This is a genomic window from Desulfovibrio sp. ZJ369 (assembly GCF_011039085.1).
Taxonomy (GTDB): Bacteria; Desulfobacterota; Desulfovibrionia; order Desulfovibrionales; family Desulfovibrionaceae; genus Desulfovibrio.
Map to the genome: position 1 here is coordinate 1 of NZ_JAAKEI010000043.1, position 15,915 is coordinate 15,915.

18 protein-coding genes and 1 tRNA gene are annotated in these 15,915 nt (G+C 63.6%); 4 read left to right on the forward strand and 15 right to left on the reverse strand.

Annotated elements, in window-relative coordinates:
* Positions 1-257: hypothetical protein (locus G7Y51_RS13605; RefSeq protein WP_206214326.1), on the forward strand; the 257-nt coding region annotated here is incomplete at its 5' end.
* Here G7Y51_RS13605 and G7Y51_RS13800 read toward each other — a convergent pair.
* The 15 genes from G7Y51_RS13800 to G7Y51_RS11395 form a co-directional block, all read right to left on the reverse strand.
* Positions 144-515, reverse strand: a complete 372-nt coding sequence (locus G7Y51_RS13800; protein ID WP_346773699.1) for a site-specific integrase — start codon at positions 513-515, stop codon at positions 144-146. The two genes, G7Y51_RS13605 and G7Y51_RS13800, sit on opposite strands and share 114 nt — an antisense overlap.
* A complete protein-coding gene (locus G7Y51_RS13805; protein ID WP_241160231.1) occupies positions 430-858 on the reverse strand; it encodes a hypothetical protein in 429 nt (142 codons plus the stop codon). Before G7Y51_RS13805 ends, G7Y51_RS13800 begins: the two co-directional genes overlap by 86 nt.
* A 650-nt stretch (positions 859-1,508) precedes the next feature.
* Positions 1,509-2,039, reverse strand: coding sequence for a hypothetical protein (locus G7Y51_RS11340; protein WP_165177588.1), 531 nt, complete (start codon positions 2,037-2,039; stop codon positions 1,509-1,511).
* A 76-nt stretch (positions 2,040-2,115) separates the two neighbouring features.
* Positions 2,116-2,334, reverse strand: coding sequence for a helix-turn-helix domain-containing protein (locus G7Y51_RS11345; protein ID WP_165177590.1), 219 nt, complete (start codon positions 2,332-2,334; stop codon positions 2,116-2,118).
* Positions 2,335-2,400: 66 nt separating this feature from the next.
* A complete protein-coding gene (locus G7Y51_RS13910) occupies positions 2,401-2,532 on the reverse strand; it encodes a hypothetical protein (RefSeq protein WP_277424695.1) in 132 nt (43 codons plus the stop codon).
* Between the two features lie 76 nt (positions 2,533-2,608).
* The gene (locus tag G7Y51_RS11350) at positions 2,609-2,818 is read right to left on the reverse strand and encodes a helix-turn-helix domain-containing protein (RefSeq protein WP_165177592.1); all 210 of its coding nucleotides are present in this window, start codon (positions 2,816-2,818) and stop codon (positions 2,609-2,611) included.
* Between the two features lie 395 nt (positions 2,819-3,213).
* Entirely contained in the window at positions 3,214-3,603 is a 390-nt protein-coding gene (locus G7Y51_RS11355; RefSeq protein ID WP_165177594.1) for a hypothetical protein, read from the reverse strand.
* A 60-nt stretch (positions 3,604-3,663) separates the two neighbouring features.
* Positions 3,664-3,849 (reverse strand): hypothetical protein, encoded by a 186-nt coding sequence (locus G7Y51_RS11360; protein ID WP_241160230.1) that lies wholly within the window; start codon positions 3,847-3,849, stop codon positions 3,664-3,666.
* Positions 3,831-6,464 (reverse strand): DUF927 domain-containing protein, encoded by a 2,634-nt coding sequence (locus tag G7Y51_RS11365; protein ID WP_165177596.1) that lies wholly within the window; start codon positions 6,462-6,464, stop codon positions 3,831-3,833. The genes G7Y51_RS11360 and G7Y51_RS11365 overlap by 19 nt, the downstream gene beginning before the upstream one ends.
* Before the next feature lie 113 nt (positions 6,465-6,577).
* Positions 6,578-6,838 (reverse strand): AlpA family phage regulatory protein, encoded by a 261-nt coding sequence (locus G7Y51_RS11370; protein ID WP_206214325.1) that lies wholly within the window; start codon positions 6,836-6,838, stop codon positions 6,578-6,580.
* Positions 6,839-7,199: 361 nt separating this feature from the next.
* A complete protein-coding gene (locus G7Y51_RS11375) occupies positions 7,200-8,351 on the reverse strand; it encodes an integrase arm-type DNA-binding domain-containing protein (RefSeq protein ID WP_165177598.1) in 1,152 nt (383 codons plus the stop codon).
* Between the two features lie 190 nt (positions 8,352-8,541).
* Positions 8,542-8,635, reverse strand: a tRNA-Ser gene (locus G7Y51_RS11380).
* A 414-nt stretch (positions 8,636-9,049) separates the two neighbouring features.
* Positions 9,050-9,868, reverse strand: coding sequence for a tetratricopeptide repeat protein (locus G7Y51_RS11385; protein WP_165177600.1), 819 nt, complete (start codon positions 9,866-9,868; stop codon positions 9,050-9,052).
* Positions 9,862-10,572, reverse strand: coding sequence for a nicotinate (nicotinamide) nucleotide adenylyltransferase (gene nadD / locus G7Y51_RS11390; RefSeq protein WP_165177602.1), 711 nt, complete (start codon positions 10,570-10,572; stop codon positions 9,862-9,864). The genes G7Y51_RS11385 and nadD overlap by 7 nt, the downstream gene beginning before the upstream one ends.
* Positions 10,573-11,832, reverse strand: coding sequence for a glutamate-5-semialdehyde dehydrogenase (locus tag G7Y51_RS11395; RefSeq protein WP_165177604.1), 1,260 nt, complete (start codon positions 11,830-11,832; stop codon positions 10,573-10,575).
* Positions 11,833-11,998: 166 nt separating this feature from the next.
* On the opposite strand from G7Y51_RS11395, the gene G7Y51_RS11400 reads away from it, so the two are divergent.
* The 3 genes from G7Y51_RS11400 to G7Y51_RS11410 all read left to right on the forward strand — a co-directional run bounded on the left by G7Y51_RS11400 (position 11,999) and on the right by G7Y51_RS11410 (position 15,523).
* Positions 11,999-12,718: a tetratricopeptide repeat protein gene (locus tag G7Y51_RS11400; protein WP_165177606.1), complete on the forward strand. Its 720-nt coding sequence runs from the start codon at positions 11,999-12,001 to the stop codon at positions 12,716-12,718.
* Between the two features lie 328 nt (positions 12,719-13,046).
* Positions 13,047-14,903, forward strand: a complete 1,857-nt coding sequence (gene iorA, locus G7Y51_RS11405) for an indolepyruvate ferredoxin oxidoreductase subunit alpha (protein WP_165177608.1) — start codon at positions 13,047-13,049, stop codon at positions 14,901-14,903.
* Positions 14,904-14,914: 11 nt separating this feature from the next.
* A complete protein-coding gene (locus tag G7Y51_RS11410) occupies positions 14,915-15,523 on the forward strand; it encodes an indolepyruvate oxidoreductase subunit beta (RefSeq protein ID WP_165177610.1) in 609 nt (202 codons plus the stop codon).
* The last annotated feature ends 392 nt before the right edge of the window (positions 15,524-15,915 follow it).

The window sequence follows — 15,915 nt, forward strand, 5'->3', positions numbered from 1 at the left end:
CTTGCAGGCGTATAACCAAAGATATCAGCCAACTGCTGTCTAGTGGCCTGTTTTGCCAGGTAAGCCTTCACGACGATAGTACGAATATTTTCAGGAGCGAACTTCATAGAACAAGTTTAGATTTTTTATGTAAAAAATTAAAGTTAAAATGCTCTAGCCCGGAACCCGTGAGCGCACATTTCTTCCTTGGGGTAGCCCATACGCCGCAAGGCCGCGATAAAGGCGGCATCACTGATCGCTTTGCCTGGGGAGCGTAGCCCCGGAAATATCAGGCGGCCGTCCCCGCTCATGTCGTGAAGCGTATGCAGGATTTCCAGCGATTGCGAGGAAAGGGGCACCAGGTGGTCATGGCGCATTTTCATGCGTTTGGCCGGAATGCGCCAAAGCTTTTCCTCAAAGTTGATTTCCGTCCACTCTCCAAGGCGAACTTCACTGGGGCGTAAAAAAGTCAGCGCCAGTAATTGCAAACCCGCCTTGACGGTATAGGCGCCGGTAAAATCGTCTATCGCCCGCAAGAGGCCGCCGATAGCCTACCGGATCGGTTATGGCCGCACGAGGCGTAACAGTACGGCTTTTCAGCGCTCCGCGAAGGTCGGCAGCCGTATCGCGTTCGGCGCGGCCCGTGGCAATGGCATACCGGAAAATGAGAGAGCAGATGCCCCGTACCCGATGGGCCTGGTCAACAGCGCCGCGAATTTCAATTTTGCGAAGCACGGCCAGCAATTCAGGCGGGGTGATTTCAGCAATAGGACGATTGCCCAGGTAGGGGAAGATGTTCTTGTCGATCCGCTCCATCACGTCCTTGGCGTAATTTTCTGTCCAGATGGCGGCCTGATTGCTGTGCCACTCCCGTGCCACTGCCTCAAAGGTGGAAGGGACATAGGGGTATTCTCCTGGCAAGGGATTTATATACCCCTTGAAATACCCCTAAACTGGTGGATGTCTATGGCGTTTACTCCTCTCGCTCGGACAGTCCATTTCGCCTAATCCCTTGCCAGGAAAGACTTTTTGGACTGTACCGAACCAAGATGGAGTGAAATCTGGCGGGGGTGGCAGTCGAACTATTTTTCTAACATGCCGTAATTCATGGGGTAACACGCTTTCAAAAAAACCGTTTCCCCACAAATTTACCCACTTTTGTGGCGGATACCCCCCTACGCCGTAACACGCTCCGGCCCCTCTTTTCCACCGCCGCCGCGTGGAAGTCAAGCAGAGGCATCGGCAGGTGGAGGAGTCCGCCCCCTGTTCGCACCTTCCCCTGCCGTTTTTCGTGTCGGACGTGTCGGACGGATTGCCAGGGCGTGAGATCATCCACCGGCCATTCCGCTGCCGAAGGTCAGCTATAGTCAGCTATAGCCACTAGACTTCACTGGCGCGAAGTCGTGGGCGAGCGCCGCGCTCGACCGGGTGGAGATGGAACCGGGCGAGTTTGGATTCATGCTTGAGATGGAAACCACCGTCAGGGTGGAGGGGCACCGCCGCCGCCTCCACTGAAGGGGAATTCTTGGCTATGCGCTCCCTTGTCCGCTCCTTTCGGTCGAGGTTGCTACGCCCGCCTCCTCGCTGATGCTGCCCGGCAGGTCGTCAGCCTTGGCGAAGGTCACGAGCGCCGCCACGATGCGCGTATGCCGCAGCAGAGCGCGGATCGCATTGTCCACCGCATCGACCCGGAGCCGCGCTTCTTCATCAAGCCACCCTATGAGCTTGCCCCATGCACGGGCATTGCGGCCGCTGGCGAGCTGTGCGCGCATCCGCCGAGCCGCCTGCCTGAACTCCTCCACGGCGGCGCCGAGGGCGTTTCCGGCGTCCACCACGGCCTGTTCCTCGTCCTTGAGCTGCATACCCGTAAACAGGATGTTCGGGTCGATGGTCTCCGGCAGGGGACGGGGTTCAGGGTCGATGCACTGCTGAATTTCGTAGATGTCCTCCTGAAGGTCCGCCAGTTGGTCATAGGAGCGTTCCAAGAGCCGCACCAGCGCTTCCTTGCCGGGGTTCTTCTTGACGGGGGCCTTTGCCTTGTGTGAAATCGTCTGAGCCATGAAGCACCTCCAGTCGATGCTTTCAGGGTTAGGCTCGGCAGGAGAAGGAGCAATTCCCCTGCCGGGCCGCTTTGGGTTATTCGTCCGTTGCCTCTGCCTTGGCGTTCCCGCTGGCAAGCCATGCCTTCACAGCGTCATGGTCAATGCGCCACCCCACGCCAACCTTGCGGGCCGGAAGCCCGCCTTCCCGGATGGCTTTGAGTATGGTTTTCCTGTCCACGCGCAGCACGTCGGAGGCCTCGTCAACGGTCATGCCAACGGGGGGCCAGTCAATTTTATTCACCTTACCGGCCATGTGGATACCTCCTTCGCCTATTACAATACTGCCTTTTTGTAGGCATGTCAACGGCACTAATTAGGCTTATTGTAAGCCTCCCATCATCTGAAGGTCCGCCAGTTGGTCATAGGAGCGTTCCAAGAGCCGCACCAGCTCCACCTTGCCGGGGTTCTTCTTGACGGGGGCCTTTGCCTTGTGTGAAATCGTCTGAGCCATGAAGCACCTCCAGTCGATGCTTTCAGGGTTAGGCTCGGCAGGAGAAGGAGCAATTCCCCTGCCGAGCCGCTTTGGGTTATTCGTCCGTTGCCTCTGCCTTGGCGTTCCCGCTGGCAAGCCAGGCATCCACCGCCGCCGGGGATATGCGCCATCCCACGCCCACCTTGCGGGCGGGGAGGCTGCCTTCCCGGATGGCCGCGCGCACGGTTTTGGGATGCACACGCAGCGCTTCGGCGGCTTCCTCCACGGTCATGCCGATAAGGGGCCAGTCGGATTTCTCTACCATCCGCACCTCCTATTTTACAACGCCGCCTTCCATATAAATACTATTTATAGATATATCAAGGTATAAATACAGTCTAAATATATGCCTTCTAGCATTTATTTTTGTTGGTGTTTCTGTTGGTATTTTTCGGCATAAAAAATCTCAAATCAGCACTGTCCGCCACTTTTCAGGCGTTCATCGAATCCGGCCCACGCGCGCGTACTGTTCGCCTTTTGAACCTGTCAGGATTCCCGACACGTTGCCCCGTCGGCCCTACCGAGCCATTCGGGATTTCCGAACCACTGACGCGCACCACACAGCCACCCCCGCGAAGCCCCAAAAACACCCCTCACAGCCCCGGAAATGAAAAAGCCGGGCGAATACCCGGCAAGGAAAGGAACAGTCCCGAAAGCGCCTCAGTTTGGCAGGCCGCTTCCGTAGGCGGCATCCACCAGTGCCGATACTTCCCCCGGCGAGAATCTGGAGAGATCTACCTTCACCACCGGGCGCATGCTCTCATCCGTGGATCTGTGGTCGAGGAGGTTCACCGGCTTTTCGCCCACGGTATCGCGGATCACCTCAAAAGCCCGCACGTCCCCGGCCTTGGCTTTTACCACCAGGGCGGCGGCGATGGCCTCGGCGTTGGTCTGCCCGCTCTCCTCGTCCGGCATGGACAGTGCCACTTCCAGCAGCTCCCGCAACTCTTTCCGCTTCTGCCGAGCCTTCCCGGAGGCGAGGCCGCCGTTCCGGCCCCGCTTCCGGGCTTCTTCCTTGTCCCGCAACGGCGGAACAGTTTTCTTGCCCATTATATGCCCCTTTGGTTCAAAGTTCGTGGTTCGCTCGTGGTTGAAGCGGAAACTGGCGCATCAGTGCACTCCTCCATCGGCGGCGAAGGCGTCCAGGGGCATGCCCCGCTGAAGCTCGCGCTCAAAGCGCTCCCGCTCCCTGCCAAGGCATTGCACGAGGTCCGGGAGCTCCTTGCGCTCCACCGCCACCTTGTCCGTCAATCCTTCGAGGCTGTAGTCCCCCACGGTCAGGGAGCCCGCCACCACCTCCACGCCCTCGTAACGGGGCCCGGCAAAGGCGAATGGGCATTGCTCCCGTGAGTCAATAATGATTCGCACGGCATCCCCCCGGTTGCGGCGCGGTTCTCTCCTGCGGAAGATGCCTGGCACTCCTCAAAGCCCCTGTCGCACCGGCTCTGCATATTGATCTCCCGGCCCGTCACCACGCAACGCCCGCACCACCACGCCAGCCCCGGCACACGCTGCCAGCAGGAACAGGCAAAGCACTGGAGCGCGGGGGCCGGTGAGGGAATAGGAGGCCGGCGCTTTATGTTCCCCCCGTCACCCGGCAGCAAAAGGCCGCTTTCCAGCAGCACCGTCGCCGCCCGCCGGTGGTTGTGCCCCTTGCATACCTCAGCCCGGAAGCTCTCCGAGAGGACGTAGAAGGTCGTCCCGGTCTCGTCCGCTTGCCGGAATCCCACCCGGTTGATGCACACCGCGTCCGGTTTGTCCACGTCCTGAAAGCGACTTTGCCCGTGTTGCTCCAAAAACAGGCGCACCGCCTCAAGGATTGCCCGGTCCTCAGCCGCGCCCGCTCCGCCGCGCTGCGAAAGCCACGCCTCAAAGCACGTCCGCGCCGCCGCCACCGCCGCGCCCTGTTCCCAGGGCACAAGGCCCCATTCCGCCGCCATTTCCCCGGCACCGGCACAAAGGAGGAAGCGCCGGGCCACGCGCCGCACCTGCCCGTCAGCATCGGCGGGGCAAAAGTCCTCCACGCCCCGTTCCATGAACCGCGCCAGCTCCGCGCCCGCCTTTTCGCGCTCAGCCTGCAAGGCCCGGATGAAGGCACGGACCGCGTGGCCGTAGTGCGTGGCGGCGGATTGTTTCAGGACATCGGCAAAGGCTTGCGGGCTCGCGTGGTCGTGCAGCTCCTCAAAGATGCCCATCCCGGCCCCGGCATCGGCGGGGATGTCCACCAGGCGCACCTCCTGCCCGGCCCGCGCCCGGCCCCCTTCCTCGCGGATCTTCTCGGCAAGGCCGATTTCCCCGGTGGAGAGGATGAAGCACCGCCACGATTTGACGGCCCGCGCGCTGCCGTCCTGCGATGCGCGGCTTTTCCCCATGCCGTTGCCGAGCATATACGCCGCCTCCTGCACCGTGCGCCCCGGAGCCTGTCCTATCTCGTCCAGGCAGAGGAGCGAGTCGGAATAGAGCGCCGCCATGCCCTCGAGGCCGTTGGACGTGGCGCGCCAGTTCTGGACAAAGCCCCCGGAGGACGCGCCCCGCCCCCATACGGATGCCGCCGCCACCAGCGCCGTTGTCTTGCCGCTTGAGCTTTGGCCGGAGAAGTTGAAACCGCCGCTTTCCATGCCGCACATTTCCAGCAGCGGGGCCGCAAAGGCCGCGCACACCGCCAGCAGCAAGCGACTGTTCCCGGCAGTCCACGCGCCCACAGTGTCCCGCCAGCCGTCCAGCGTCCCGGCGGTGCGGAAGGGATTGCCCGGAGTGCGCGTCTGGAGGACGAGCTTTTCATCCGTCCCACTCGTCCCACTTTTGTTTTCAGACTGGGACGGCGGCAAATCCTTGCCCGGCGCGGCTTGTCCCACTCGTCCCACTTGTCCCAGTGGATTTTGGGCATAGAGAACTTCATCCGGCAGCACGAAGGCCCCGCCATGCCAGCCCGTGCGCGGGACGCAACGTATGCGGCGGCGGGTCTGGTATTCCGTCAGGAAGCGCCCGAGCAGGTTCTTGGCCCGCTGGCCACTGGAGAAGGGCAAGCCCTCATCCGCCAGCCGTGCCAGCACCGCCGAAGAATCCTTGCCGGCGAGAAGCGCCTTCGGCATGGCCCAAGAGTGCGCGCCGCCGTCCGCGTCCTGCCAATGGAGGAGCAGCCCCCAGGCCACCCCGTTTTCGTCCCGCGTGGCCCCCTGCACCGTGAGCGGGCCGCATACCCACGTTTCCACCGGGTCGGAGTCGTCCCCCTTGACTTCCGTATGCCACAGCCCCGGCAACTTGCCGCCGGTGCGCAAGGAAAAGCCGGAAGGCAGCTTTTCCGGCAGGGGGTCGGCCTTGCTCCCGTCCTTTGCCGGAATGGAGAAGTAATAGACGCGAGGGAGCGGCCCCTTGAGAAATCGCTTGCCGCCGTCCGCGCCGATGTATTGGAGGCTTGCCAGCTTGCCCGCACAGTCCCACACGGGAACCACCAGCCGCCCGTCCTCATCTTGCCGGAGCCCCCGCATCGGGGGCACCTCCTTGCGCGTCAGATAGGCGTTATCCGTCCCGGCCTGGGCCAATGCCTCAAGGATCTGTCCCGCGCGCTGAGCGGCGGCTTTTTGGGCCTTCTCGCGGGCCTCCAGCGCCGCCGCCTTCTCCTTGGCCACGCGCTCCCGCAAGGCGGCCTTCTCGGCAGGTGAAAGGAGCTCGATCTCGTGCGGCTCGTACAGGTTGACGGTCTGCCCCTCGCCGCCCTCGTGGTAGTTGACGCACCACAACCGGGGGAAGTTGTCCATGTGGAGCTTGTAGCGCCCGGCCTGTCCGTTGGGCTTTTTGGAGGTGCCGCACATGGCGAGCGCGCCCGATGCGTCCAGCGGCTCAAAGTTCGTGAGCCCGGCAGCCGTAAGCGCCGCCGCGGCCCGCTCCAAAAGCTCCGAATGGGAAGGCACGGGCTTGCTTCCGGGGCGCTTTCCGGGCATACTGCCTGAAACGGATTTCTTCTCTCTGTTGCCGCTCGGTTCCCCAGCCGGGCGGCTTCTTTTTGTCTCGTTCATGCCGCCCCCTATTCAGCGGCAGCGCCGTTCTGGAGGAAGGCGGCAATATCCGCCGAGCGCCAGGCCACGCCCCGCTTGCCGATTTTCACGGGGCGCGGGAACAGCCCGGCCTTCATGTTGGCATAGAGGGCGCTGGTTTTGAGCCCGACAAGCTCCTCGACCTCGGGGCGGCGAAGAAGGCGGTTGTCGGAGAGGGGGGAAGACGTGGGCGTGGTGGAAGCGGTGGGCATGGGGAAAGTGGAGGCGGCGGCGTTTTTCACCTTCGGCATGGGGAAAACTCCTTTGCCCCGGTGCAGCGCCGTTGTCCATTGCCTTGCATTGCCTTGCGCGGAAAGCCATTGCCATACGTTTCCGCATATGGCACAAGGACGACAGGCGGCCCTTCGGGGCGGTTTATTCCGTTTGAACCGGGGTGGAGGGAAATCCAAGCGATTCAACGGAAGGGATTAGGGCCATTTGGCCCGGTCATTCGGGGCGGTAGGGTGCTGTAACACCTTGCCGCCCTTTCGCGTAAATCATTGCATGAAAAAGGAATTCCTCGTCAATGACAAAAACGGCCCGAGGCCTGAATTGTCCACAAATATCCACATATACCCGCATACGCTCGCAGATATTCACCCGAACACCGGGTCAGCCCTGTAGCCCTTCCAGCAGGAACGCCCCCCACCAGTCCATGAGCTCCACGCGCTCCGGCCACAGTTCCGAGCGGTCGTAGGCAGCCGCCACGCGGTTCTTCTGCTCGTGCGCCAGGGCCTTTTCAATGACTTCGCCCCGGAAGTGCCCCGCCTCGTGCGCCAGCGTGGAGAAAGAGGAGCGCCAGCCGTGGGCCACATGATCATGTGCCCCCAGCGTCCTGAGCGCGGCATTGAGCGCCCCGTTGGAGAGCCCCCGCGTCCTGTCCCGGCCGGGGAACACGAACACGCCGCCCCCGGAGATGCCCGCCTGCTCGTCCAGTATTTCCAATGCCGGGGCGGAAAGCGGCACGGCAAAGCGGCGGCGCATCTTCATGCGCGCGGGCGGAAGCGTCCAGGAGGCCCCGGCAAGGTCGAACTCCTCCCAGTGCGCCCCCGCGATCATGCCGGGCCGGGCGGCGGTGAGCGCCAGCAGCAGGAGGGCGTTGCGGATGGTGCGGTTCCCCCAGTAGGCGGCACAGGAAGCGAACAGCGCGCGCACCTCCTCGGGGCTCGTCCTCGCGGGCATATGCGTGGCCACAGGCGGCGGTAGAGCTTCGGCAAGGGAGGCGGCGGGGTCGATGTCCGCATATCCCTTTATGACAGCCAGGCGGCAAATGGCGCTCACATAGCGGCGCAAGCGGCGGGTGGTCTCGCGGATGCCCTGAGCCGCCACGCCCTGCAACACGTCGAGCACCTCGCCGGGCCTCAGTTCCGCCACGGGCCTTTTCCCGAGAGCCGGAAGGACGTGCCGCGCCAGCCGTTCCCCGATGTCCCGCACATAGCCCGGAGAGAGCTTTTCCCCCTGCAGGGCGAGCCATTCGCGGGCCACGTCCCCGAAGGTCACGGCGGGCGCTTCCTTCGCCGGCAGGCCACGGGAAAGCCGTCCCCGCACCTCGACAGCCGCCTTGCGGGCATCAGCCAGCCCCATGTCAGGGTATGCCCCAAGGCGCACCATCTGTTCCTTGCCGTCCACGCGCCGCCGCAAATACCACACCTTCTTGCCGGTGAAGGCCACCAGCAGGGAGAGCCCGCCGCCGTCCGCATACTTCTTGCGGCCCGTGGCAGGTATCGGAAGGGTGCGTATTCTCGCGTCAGTCAGGCGGCCCATGCGTCCCCCGTGGACAGTGGGGAAATTTCCCCGGCAAAAGTCCCGTCCCCACGTTCATACCCACTTTTCTTGTGGGTTGCAACGCAGTTCCTTGGAATACGGAGGAACAAAAAAGAAGCCCGCTTTCCCTAGAAAACCTAGGTTCTGCGGGCTGTTGCGGTGCTTTTTGGAGGTCTCTGGAAGGTCTTTGTGGCGGAGGGGGTGGGATTCGAACCCACGTACCGGGTGTTAACCGATAACTCGATTTCGAGTCGAGCGCGTTACGGCCACTTCGCTACCCCTCCGCAGGAATCAGGGCAGGCGCGCCTAGAGCATTTTGCTTTTGAAATTATTCAATTTCAAAAGCGGCGCTGCCATCATTTCCCCTCAAGCGGGACAAGCGCCTGAAAAGCGTGGTTTTCAGGCTCATTGCTTCAGCCGTTGCGACGAAGGAAGCTACGGATGAAGACAGCAACTGGTTACTGCGACAGCCAACCAACGCAACCGCTGTCGCTATCCGTAAGCAAGCAAAGCTTGCTAACGGCTACCGCCGGCGCGGACGCCAGCTACGCTGTCGCCAGAGCGTTTAGCTCATTTTATGAGCAAAACGCTCTAAAGCGGGCGCGGCCGAGAAACACTCCTAGCCTACTTTGCGCGGAAAGGCAACGCCCTCGCGGCCTTTGCCTGCGCCCATTGCGCAACCGCCCCACGGGCGCGGCTCAATCGCGGCGCAACGCGGCCAGGACCGCCAGGCCGTCGGTCTGGGCCGGATCTTCCTGCAGGGCCCGCCGGGCAAAATCCTCGGCGGCCTGTGGCTTGCCCCAGTCCAGGTACAGGCGGGCCATCTTGCCGTAGGTGGCCGGGTGGCCGCCGAAAACGCGCAACACGGCCTTGCAGACGTTTTCCGCCCTGGCAAATTCTCGCAATTTCAGCCATGCGTCCACCGCGCCGGTGTAGGCGGCCGCTTCACGGGGGCGGTTTTGCATGGCCTGCTCGTACATTTCAGCGGCATCCGCGTATTGCCCGGCGGCTGCGAAAATCTGCCCCAGCTGGAGGCAAATGCCTTCCTCTTCGCTGCACTCCTCGGCCACCCGTTTGAGAAACGCGCTCCCCAGGGCCGTCTGGCCCTCGCGCAGAAAGCGCAGGCCGGTTTGGATCAGATTTTTTTTGCGTTCCAGGCGGCTTTGGACCTCCTGCCGCATGGAGCTTTGCGCCTCCTGGCGCAAGATCCGGGCCAGACCTTCCAGCACCGTGCACAACGTGCCCGCCTGGCCCGGACGGTAGGGAATGGATTGCACCGCGCCGCTCTGCCGGGGGTCCAGCAGCGTCCGCATGGCGGGATGGCGCGCCAGGTCGTGCAGAAATTCGTTGATTTGCGCGTCCAGCCCGGCTCTGGCCGCGCGCGTGAGCCGCACTTCAGTGTAGCGGCGCAGGGCCGCGCTCATGGCCGCCAGGGCGCGCTCGACTTCATTGCGGCGCAGATAGCCGTTGGCGCGGGCCAGATTTTCGCGCAGATCCTTGGGCGCGGCGCTCAGCATGTCCTGTCTCCCCGCCAGTGCTCAAGAGCCGTGCGCCGGTAGGTCTGCAACAGCGCGAGGGCCGCTTCGGGCATCAGATATTCCACGCTGCGCCCGGCCAGCCAGAGCTCGCGGATGCGCGAGGCGCTCACCGCCAGCCAGGGCAAAGGCAGAAAATGCGCCAGCCCGCCGCCGGGCAGGGCCATGCAGACGCTGCCCGGCAACAGGGGCGGGTGCGCCTGGGCCTGAGGCCAGAGCGCGCGCGCCGTGTCCATAAATTCTTCCGCGTTCTGCTCGCCGCGCGGCACTACCACAAAATCGCAGAGCGCGGGCAGCTCCAGGCCGTGATGCCAGGTGGGCAGCAGCGCAAAATCCGGGCTGCCCAGCAGAAAATAAAGCTTTGTCCCCGGTTCCGCGGCATGGTAGGCGCGCAAGGTGTCCCAGGTGTAGGATGGCCCTTCCCGCAAGGATTCCAGGCGATTGCAGCGCAGCCAGGGCAGCGGTTGGGCTGCCGCCTCCAGCATGGCGGCGCGCAGCTCAAAGGGCAGCAGGTGTTGATTTTTCTTGTGGGGCGGATGGGCGCTGGGCACCAGATCCACGCGGCTGATCAGGTCTCCGAGCGCCTCGCGCGCCTCCACGGCCAGGCGCAGATGCCCCACATGCGGGGGATTGAAGCTGCCGCCCAGAACCGCCAGTCCGGGCCTGTGCGCACGGCGCGGCGTCATTTACTGCCGCACCTGCCCTTGGCCCAGCACCACGAATTTGGTGGTGGTCAGCTCCTGCACTCCCATGGGGCCATAGGCGTGCAGCTTGGAGGTGGAAATGCCGATTTCCGCGCCCAGGCCCAGTTGGCCGCCGTCATTGAAGCGGCTGGAAGCGTTGACCGCCACCATGGAGGCGTCGGCCTCGCGCAGAAAGCGCATGGCGCGCCCGTAGTCGCGGGTGCAGATGATTTCCGTATGATTGGAGCCGTAGCGGGCGATATGATCCAGGGCCGCGTCCAGATCGTCAACCACGCGAACCGCCAGAATCAGATCGTGGAATTCCCGCCCCAGATCTTCAGGGGTCTGGGGCGTGGCGTTGGGCCCGATCAGCGGCAGGGACGCGGGGCAGGCCCGAAAGGAAACTCCGGCCGCGCCCAGCCGGGCGGCCACCAGCGGCAGAAAGGCCGCGGCCTCGTCCTTGTGCACCAAAAGACATTCCAGCGCATTGCACACGCCGGGCCGCTGGACCTTGGCGTTGAAAACAATGTTCAGGGCCGCGTCCAGATCCGCGCCCGCGTCCACAAAGGCGTGGCATACGCCTTTGAAATGCCTGAGCACCGGCATGACGGCAGCCTCGCTCACGGCCCGCACCAGAGCCTCGCCGCCGCGCGGGATGATCACGTCGATATACCGATCCAGCTTGCAGAGCGCGGTCACGTCCGCGTGATCCGTGGTCTGCACGAGTTGTGCCGCATCGGGCGGCAGGCCCGCCTCGGCCAGGGCCTGCCCCAGCGTCCGGGCCAGGGCCGTGTTGGAGCGCAGGGCTTCGCTGCCGCCGCGCAAAATGACCGCATTGCCCGCCTTGATGCAGAGAATGGCGGCGTCAATGGTCACATTGGGCCGGGCCTCGTAGATCATGGCCACCACGCCCAGGGGGATGCGCATACGGCCTACCAGCAGGCCGTTAGGGCGCTGCCATTGGCTTTCGGTGGCGCCCACGGGATCGGGCAATGTGGCCACATGGCGACAGGCGGCGCGCATTTCCTCCATGATCGCGGGGGTCAGGGTCAGGCGGTCCAGGCGCGGGGCGTCCAGACCGGCGGCGCGCGCGGCTGCCAGATCCTCGTGATTGGCGGTCAGGATCGCGTCTTCATTGCTCAGCAACAGCGCGGCCAGAGTTTCCAGGGCGCGGGTCTTGGCGGCGGCCGTGGCCCTGCGCATGGCCCGCGCCGCTTCCCTGGCCCGCGCGGCCAGGAGCTCCATTTCTTCTGCCGATGACATGGCTGTTCCTTGTGGTTGGAGTATGGCGCGGCGGGTGTGCGCGCCGGTTTGACAGAGAGACGGCCTTTGGCCTATGAAAGTACTCCCGCCCGATGCATGTGCGCGGCCGGTTCGCCGTATGGACGCCGGTCACGGTATTTTCGTCTCCCCAAGGAGTTTGTGATACATGAATCCACAAAAGAATCAAGGCGCTGCAGAGTCGCCTCTGTTCCGCGATCTCCAGGCTGAGGTCAGTTCCGAAAGCGCGCCCCTGCTGCAATTTATGTTGCGCCATGCGGGCCTTATTGCCGGAGCGGTGATCCTCTTCCTGCTGGTGTTGGCGGGCACGGCCGCCTGGAAGTGGTACAGCGCTTCAACCAGCGCCGAGGCCCGGCAGGAGCTGGCGCGGCTCGTCCTGACCGTCCAGGGGCAGGAACGGGTCAGGGCCCTGAGCGCCCTGGCCGAAAAAGTTCCCGGCCCGGTGCGCTTTTCCGCATATCTCGCCCTGGGCCAAAGCGCGTTGGAGATCGGGGATTTTGCCGCCGCCGCCACAGCCTACGCCAAGGCCGCTCAGGAAGATGCCGACGGCGCCCTGGGCATGGCCGCGGCTCTTGGCGAGGCCGGAGCCTTGCTCAAGGCCGGAAAGAACGCCGAAGCCGTGACGCTTCTGCAAAATCTGGAAACGCGCCTGCCCGCTGAAGTGCGCTCCGCGCAAGTGCGGCTGATGCTGGCCGAAGCCGCGGCCCGATCCGGGCAAAACGACCTGGCCGCCGCGACCTACGCGGCTTTGGCCAAGGACGTGCAGGGCCTTGACGGCGATTATTTCCGGGCCCGGGCCGAAGCCCTGGCTCCCGCGAGCCCCAGGGCCGGGGAAAAGGCCACGCAAAAAGAGGCGGCGCCGCGCTAGGGCGTTTTGCCTTTACAATGCTCCAACGCCGCAAGGTACTCTGCTCTGGAGACAGCTTCTGACAGCAACTGCGGAAGACGCCCGGCGCACGGCCCGCATCCGCTGCGCTGCTGCACGTCGCGCAAGCGTTCGGTTCTTTTGCTCCATGAGGATTTTCGTTCGTTTCGCGCTCCATGTCCGCACGGCGCTCTGCCGCCCGGCTTCGTGGTCTTTCGGGCCGCTCTGCCGGGCATGTGATTTTCGGGAAAAACGGCGTTTTTTCCCATAATGAGAACTTTGAACTTGGACAAATTGCACAGGTAATCTGGTCTGGAGGCCGGGAGGAAGCATGGGCAACGATCCGCTGTTGCGCGGCGTTCGCGGGGAGCGCCATCTGTTATTGGGCAATGAGGCTATTGTGCGCGGCGCTCTGGAAGCGGGCGTGCACATGATCACCTGCTATCCGGGCACGCCGTCCTCGGAAGTGCCGGATACGTTTCTGCGCCTGGGCGGCGAAGGCCGCTACCGCCTGGAATATTCCATCAATGAGAAAGTGGCCCTGGAAGTGGGCGCAGGCGCGGCTCTGGCCGGGGCCATGTGCCTGGTGACCATGAAACATGTGGGCCTCAATGTGGCTGCGGATCCCTTGTTCACCTCGGTCTATACCGGTTTGCCCGGCGGCCTGGTGCTGCTCACGGCGGACGACCCCGGCTGCCATTCCAGCCAGAACGAGCAGGACAACCGCCATTATGCCCGCTTTGCCTCCCTGCCCTGCTTTGAGCCGGCTTCGGCCCAGGAAGCCAAGGAGATGACCCGCGAGGCCTTTCGTCTGGCCCGGGAGCTGCAACAGCCGGTCATGCTGCGCACCACCACCCGCGTGAGCCATATGCGCGGCCCCGTGGATTTCGACGACCTGCCCGCGCCGCAGCCCAAGGTTGCATTTCAGCGCGATCCGGGCCGTTTTGTGCCGGTGCCCGCCGTGGCCCGCAAGCGCCATCCGGCCTTGCTGGCCAATATGGAAAAAGCGCGGCAGATTGCCGAAAACAGCCGCTTTAACGTGGCGCGCGAGCCCGCCGGGGGGTCTGCAACCCGCATCGGCATTATCGCAAGCGGCGTGGCCCGCAACTATCTGGCCGACGCTCTGGCCGGGGGCGGCTGGGAGGATCGCGCGCGCGTGCTGGAGCTGGGCATGACCTGGCCCTTGCCCAGGGATCTGATCAGCGATTTTTTGCAGAAATGCGATCGCGTGCTGGTCCTGGAGGAAGGCGCGGATCTGCTGGAAGAGAGCGTGCGCGCCCTGGCGCAGCGGCGCGGCATCAACGTCCGCATTGAGGGCAAGGACGAAGACCTTACCGAGCAGGGCGAGTATTCCACCACCCTGGTCATGCGTCGCCTGGCCGTCTGGCTGAACTGCCCCTGCCCGGCCAAGCCCGCGCGGCCAGTGGAGCCGGATCTGCCGGGCCGCCCGCCCAATCTCTGCGCGGGCTGCTCGCACCGCGCCGTCTACTATGCCGTGCGCCATGTGTTCGGGGACGAGGCCATTTATTCCAGCGACATCGGCTGCTACACGCTGGGGCTGCTGCCGCCCCTGCGCGTTGCCGATTTTCTGGTCTGCATGGGCTCGTCCGTGTCCGCGGGCAGCGGCTTTGCGCGGGCATCGGGCAAGCCTGTGGTGGGCTTTATCGGAGATTCCACCTTTTTTCATTCCGGCATGACCGGTCTGGTCAACGCGGTCTTCAACCGGCACAACCTTTTGCTGGTGATTCTGGACAACGGCACCACGGCCATGACCGGGCATCAGCCCAATCCGGGCATGCAGCAGGATATGCTCGGCGCAACCTCCGTGCACATGGATATGGAAACCGTGGTGCGCGGCCTGGGCGTCACGGAATGCGCCAGGGTGCGGGCCTTCAATCTCAAGAGCGTGATCAGGGCCCTGGAAAGCATGAAGGACAAGCCCGGCGTGCGCGTGCTGATCGCCGAGGAGCCCTGCGCCCTGTATGCCCGCCGCCGTCTGAAAAAATCGCAGCCCCGGGTTGCCGAAGTCGCGCGGCAGGGCGAGGAGGCCTTGCGCTGCCTGGAGCAGTTGGCCTGCCCCGCCTTTTACCGACGGGGCGACAATCTGGCGGTGGATGAGACGCTGTGTTCCGGTTGCATGATCTGCCTGCAGATCGCTCCCACGGCCTTTAAAGCCAAAAAGCGCTGAGTGGTGAAACTATGAAAGCACACGACAAGCAAAAACGGATGCGGATTTATTTCACCGGCGTGGGCGGGCAGGGCACCCTGACCGCCACCACCCTGCTGGCGCGCACGGCCCTGCAGGCCGGTCTGGATGTGGTTGCGGGCGAGGTGCACGGCATGGCCCAGCGCGGCGGCGTGGTGGAATCCGTCCTGCTGCTGGGCGGCTGGCGTTCGCCCAAGCTGGATTTCGGCGAGGCGGACGTGCTCCTGGGCTTCGAGCCTCTGGAAACCTTGCGGGGCCTCCCCTATCTGCGGCCCGGCGGCGCGGTCTTTTCCAGCAGCGATCCCCTGCCGCCGGTCAGTGTTGCCCTGGGGCAGGCCGCGTACCCGGATCTGGCGCTCATAGAGGAAAAAGCCCGGCAGGTGGCCGGGCAGAGCCGTTTTATCCCCTGCCGGGAGCTGGGCATCCGGGCCGGATCCGCGCAGAGCGGCAATACTGTGCTCCTGGGCGCGCTCTGCGCCTCCGGCGTCCTGCCCTTCGGCGTGGACGCCCTGGAAGCGGCCATCAGGATCTTTTTGCCGCCCAGGCTGCAGGAATCCAATCTTCAAGCATTGGAGCTGGGCAAGGCCGCGCTTGGCGTCTGACTCCCGCGCCAGGGGCAAAAGAGCGTCCGGTAATACACCATTGCAGCCCTGTGCGCGGCACGCTTCGTCCCAAGCTTCGTCCGTGACCCTGCGGGCTGGATCTGCCGTTACCGGGTGAAACGGGTCCTAGAGCAGATTACCTTTGACTTTTTATAAAAGTCAAAGGTGGCATTCAGGCGAAAAACGCGGTTTTCGCCTGAATACACGCCGCGTTGCGGCGGCTGCCGCTTTCGCGTCAGCAGAGCATTTTCAAAGTGAAAATGCTCTAGAGCATTTTGCTTTTAACTTTTTACATATCCACAGGATTTAAACCATCCTTCAGCGTCTTTTTGTGTGATACAACTTAATGCTTTTCCAATGGATTTATACAGTTCATCACATGTTTTTGCTTT

Coding starts and splice junctions, on each gene's coding strand:
- G7Y51_RS11340 (WP_165177588.1), bottom strand. CDS start 2,039: ATGGCTCAGACGATTTCACACAAGGCAAAGGCCCCCGTCAAGAAGAAC.
- G7Y51_RS11345 (WP_165177590.1), bottom strand. CDS start 2,334: ATGGCCGGTAAGGTGAATAAAATTGACTGGCCCCCCGTTGGCATGACC.
- G7Y51_RS13910 (WP_277424695.1), bottom strand. CDS start 2,532: ATGGCTCAGACGATTTCACACAAGGCAAAGGCCCCCGTCAAGAAGAAC.
- G7Y51_RS11350 (WP_165177592.1), bottom strand. CDS start 2,818: ATGGTAGAGAAATCCGACTGGCCCCTTATCGGCATGACCGTGGAGGAA.
- G7Y51_RS11355 (WP_165177594.1), bottom strand. CDS start 3,603: ATGGGCAAGAAAACTGTTCCGCCGTTGCGGGACAAGGAAGAAGCCCGG.
- G7Y51_RS11370 (WP_206214325.1), bottom strand. CDS start 6,838: ATGCCGAAGGTGAAAAACGCCGCCGCCTCCACTTTCCCCATGCCCACC.
- G7Y51_RS11375 (WP_165177598.1), bottom strand. CDS start 8,351: ATGGGCCGCCTGACTGACGCGAGAATACGCACCCTTCCGATACCTGCC.
- G7Y51_RS11385 (WP_165177600.1), bottom strand. CDS start 9,868: ATGCTGAGCGCCGCGCCCAAGGATCTGCGCGAAAATCTGGCCCGCGCC.
- nadD (WP_165177602.1), bottom strand. CDS start 10,572: ATGACGCCGCGCCGTGCGCACAGGCCCGGACTGGCGGTTCTGGGCGGC.
- G7Y51_RS11395 (WP_165177604.1), bottom strand. CDS start 11,832: ATGTCATCGGCAGAAGAAATGGAGCTCCTGGCCGCGCGGGCCAGGGAA.
- G7Y51_RS11400 (WP_165177606.1), top strand. CDS start 11,999: ATGAATCCACAAAAGAATCAAGGCGCTGCAGAGTCGCCTCTGTTCCGC.
- iorA (WP_165177608.1), top strand. CDS start 13,047: ATGGGCAACGATCCGCTGTTGCGCGGCGTTCGCGGGGAGCGCCATCTG.
- G7Y51_RS11410 (WP_165177610.1), top strand. CDS start 14,915: ATGAAAGCACACGACAAGCAAAAACGGATGCGGATTTATTTCACCGGC.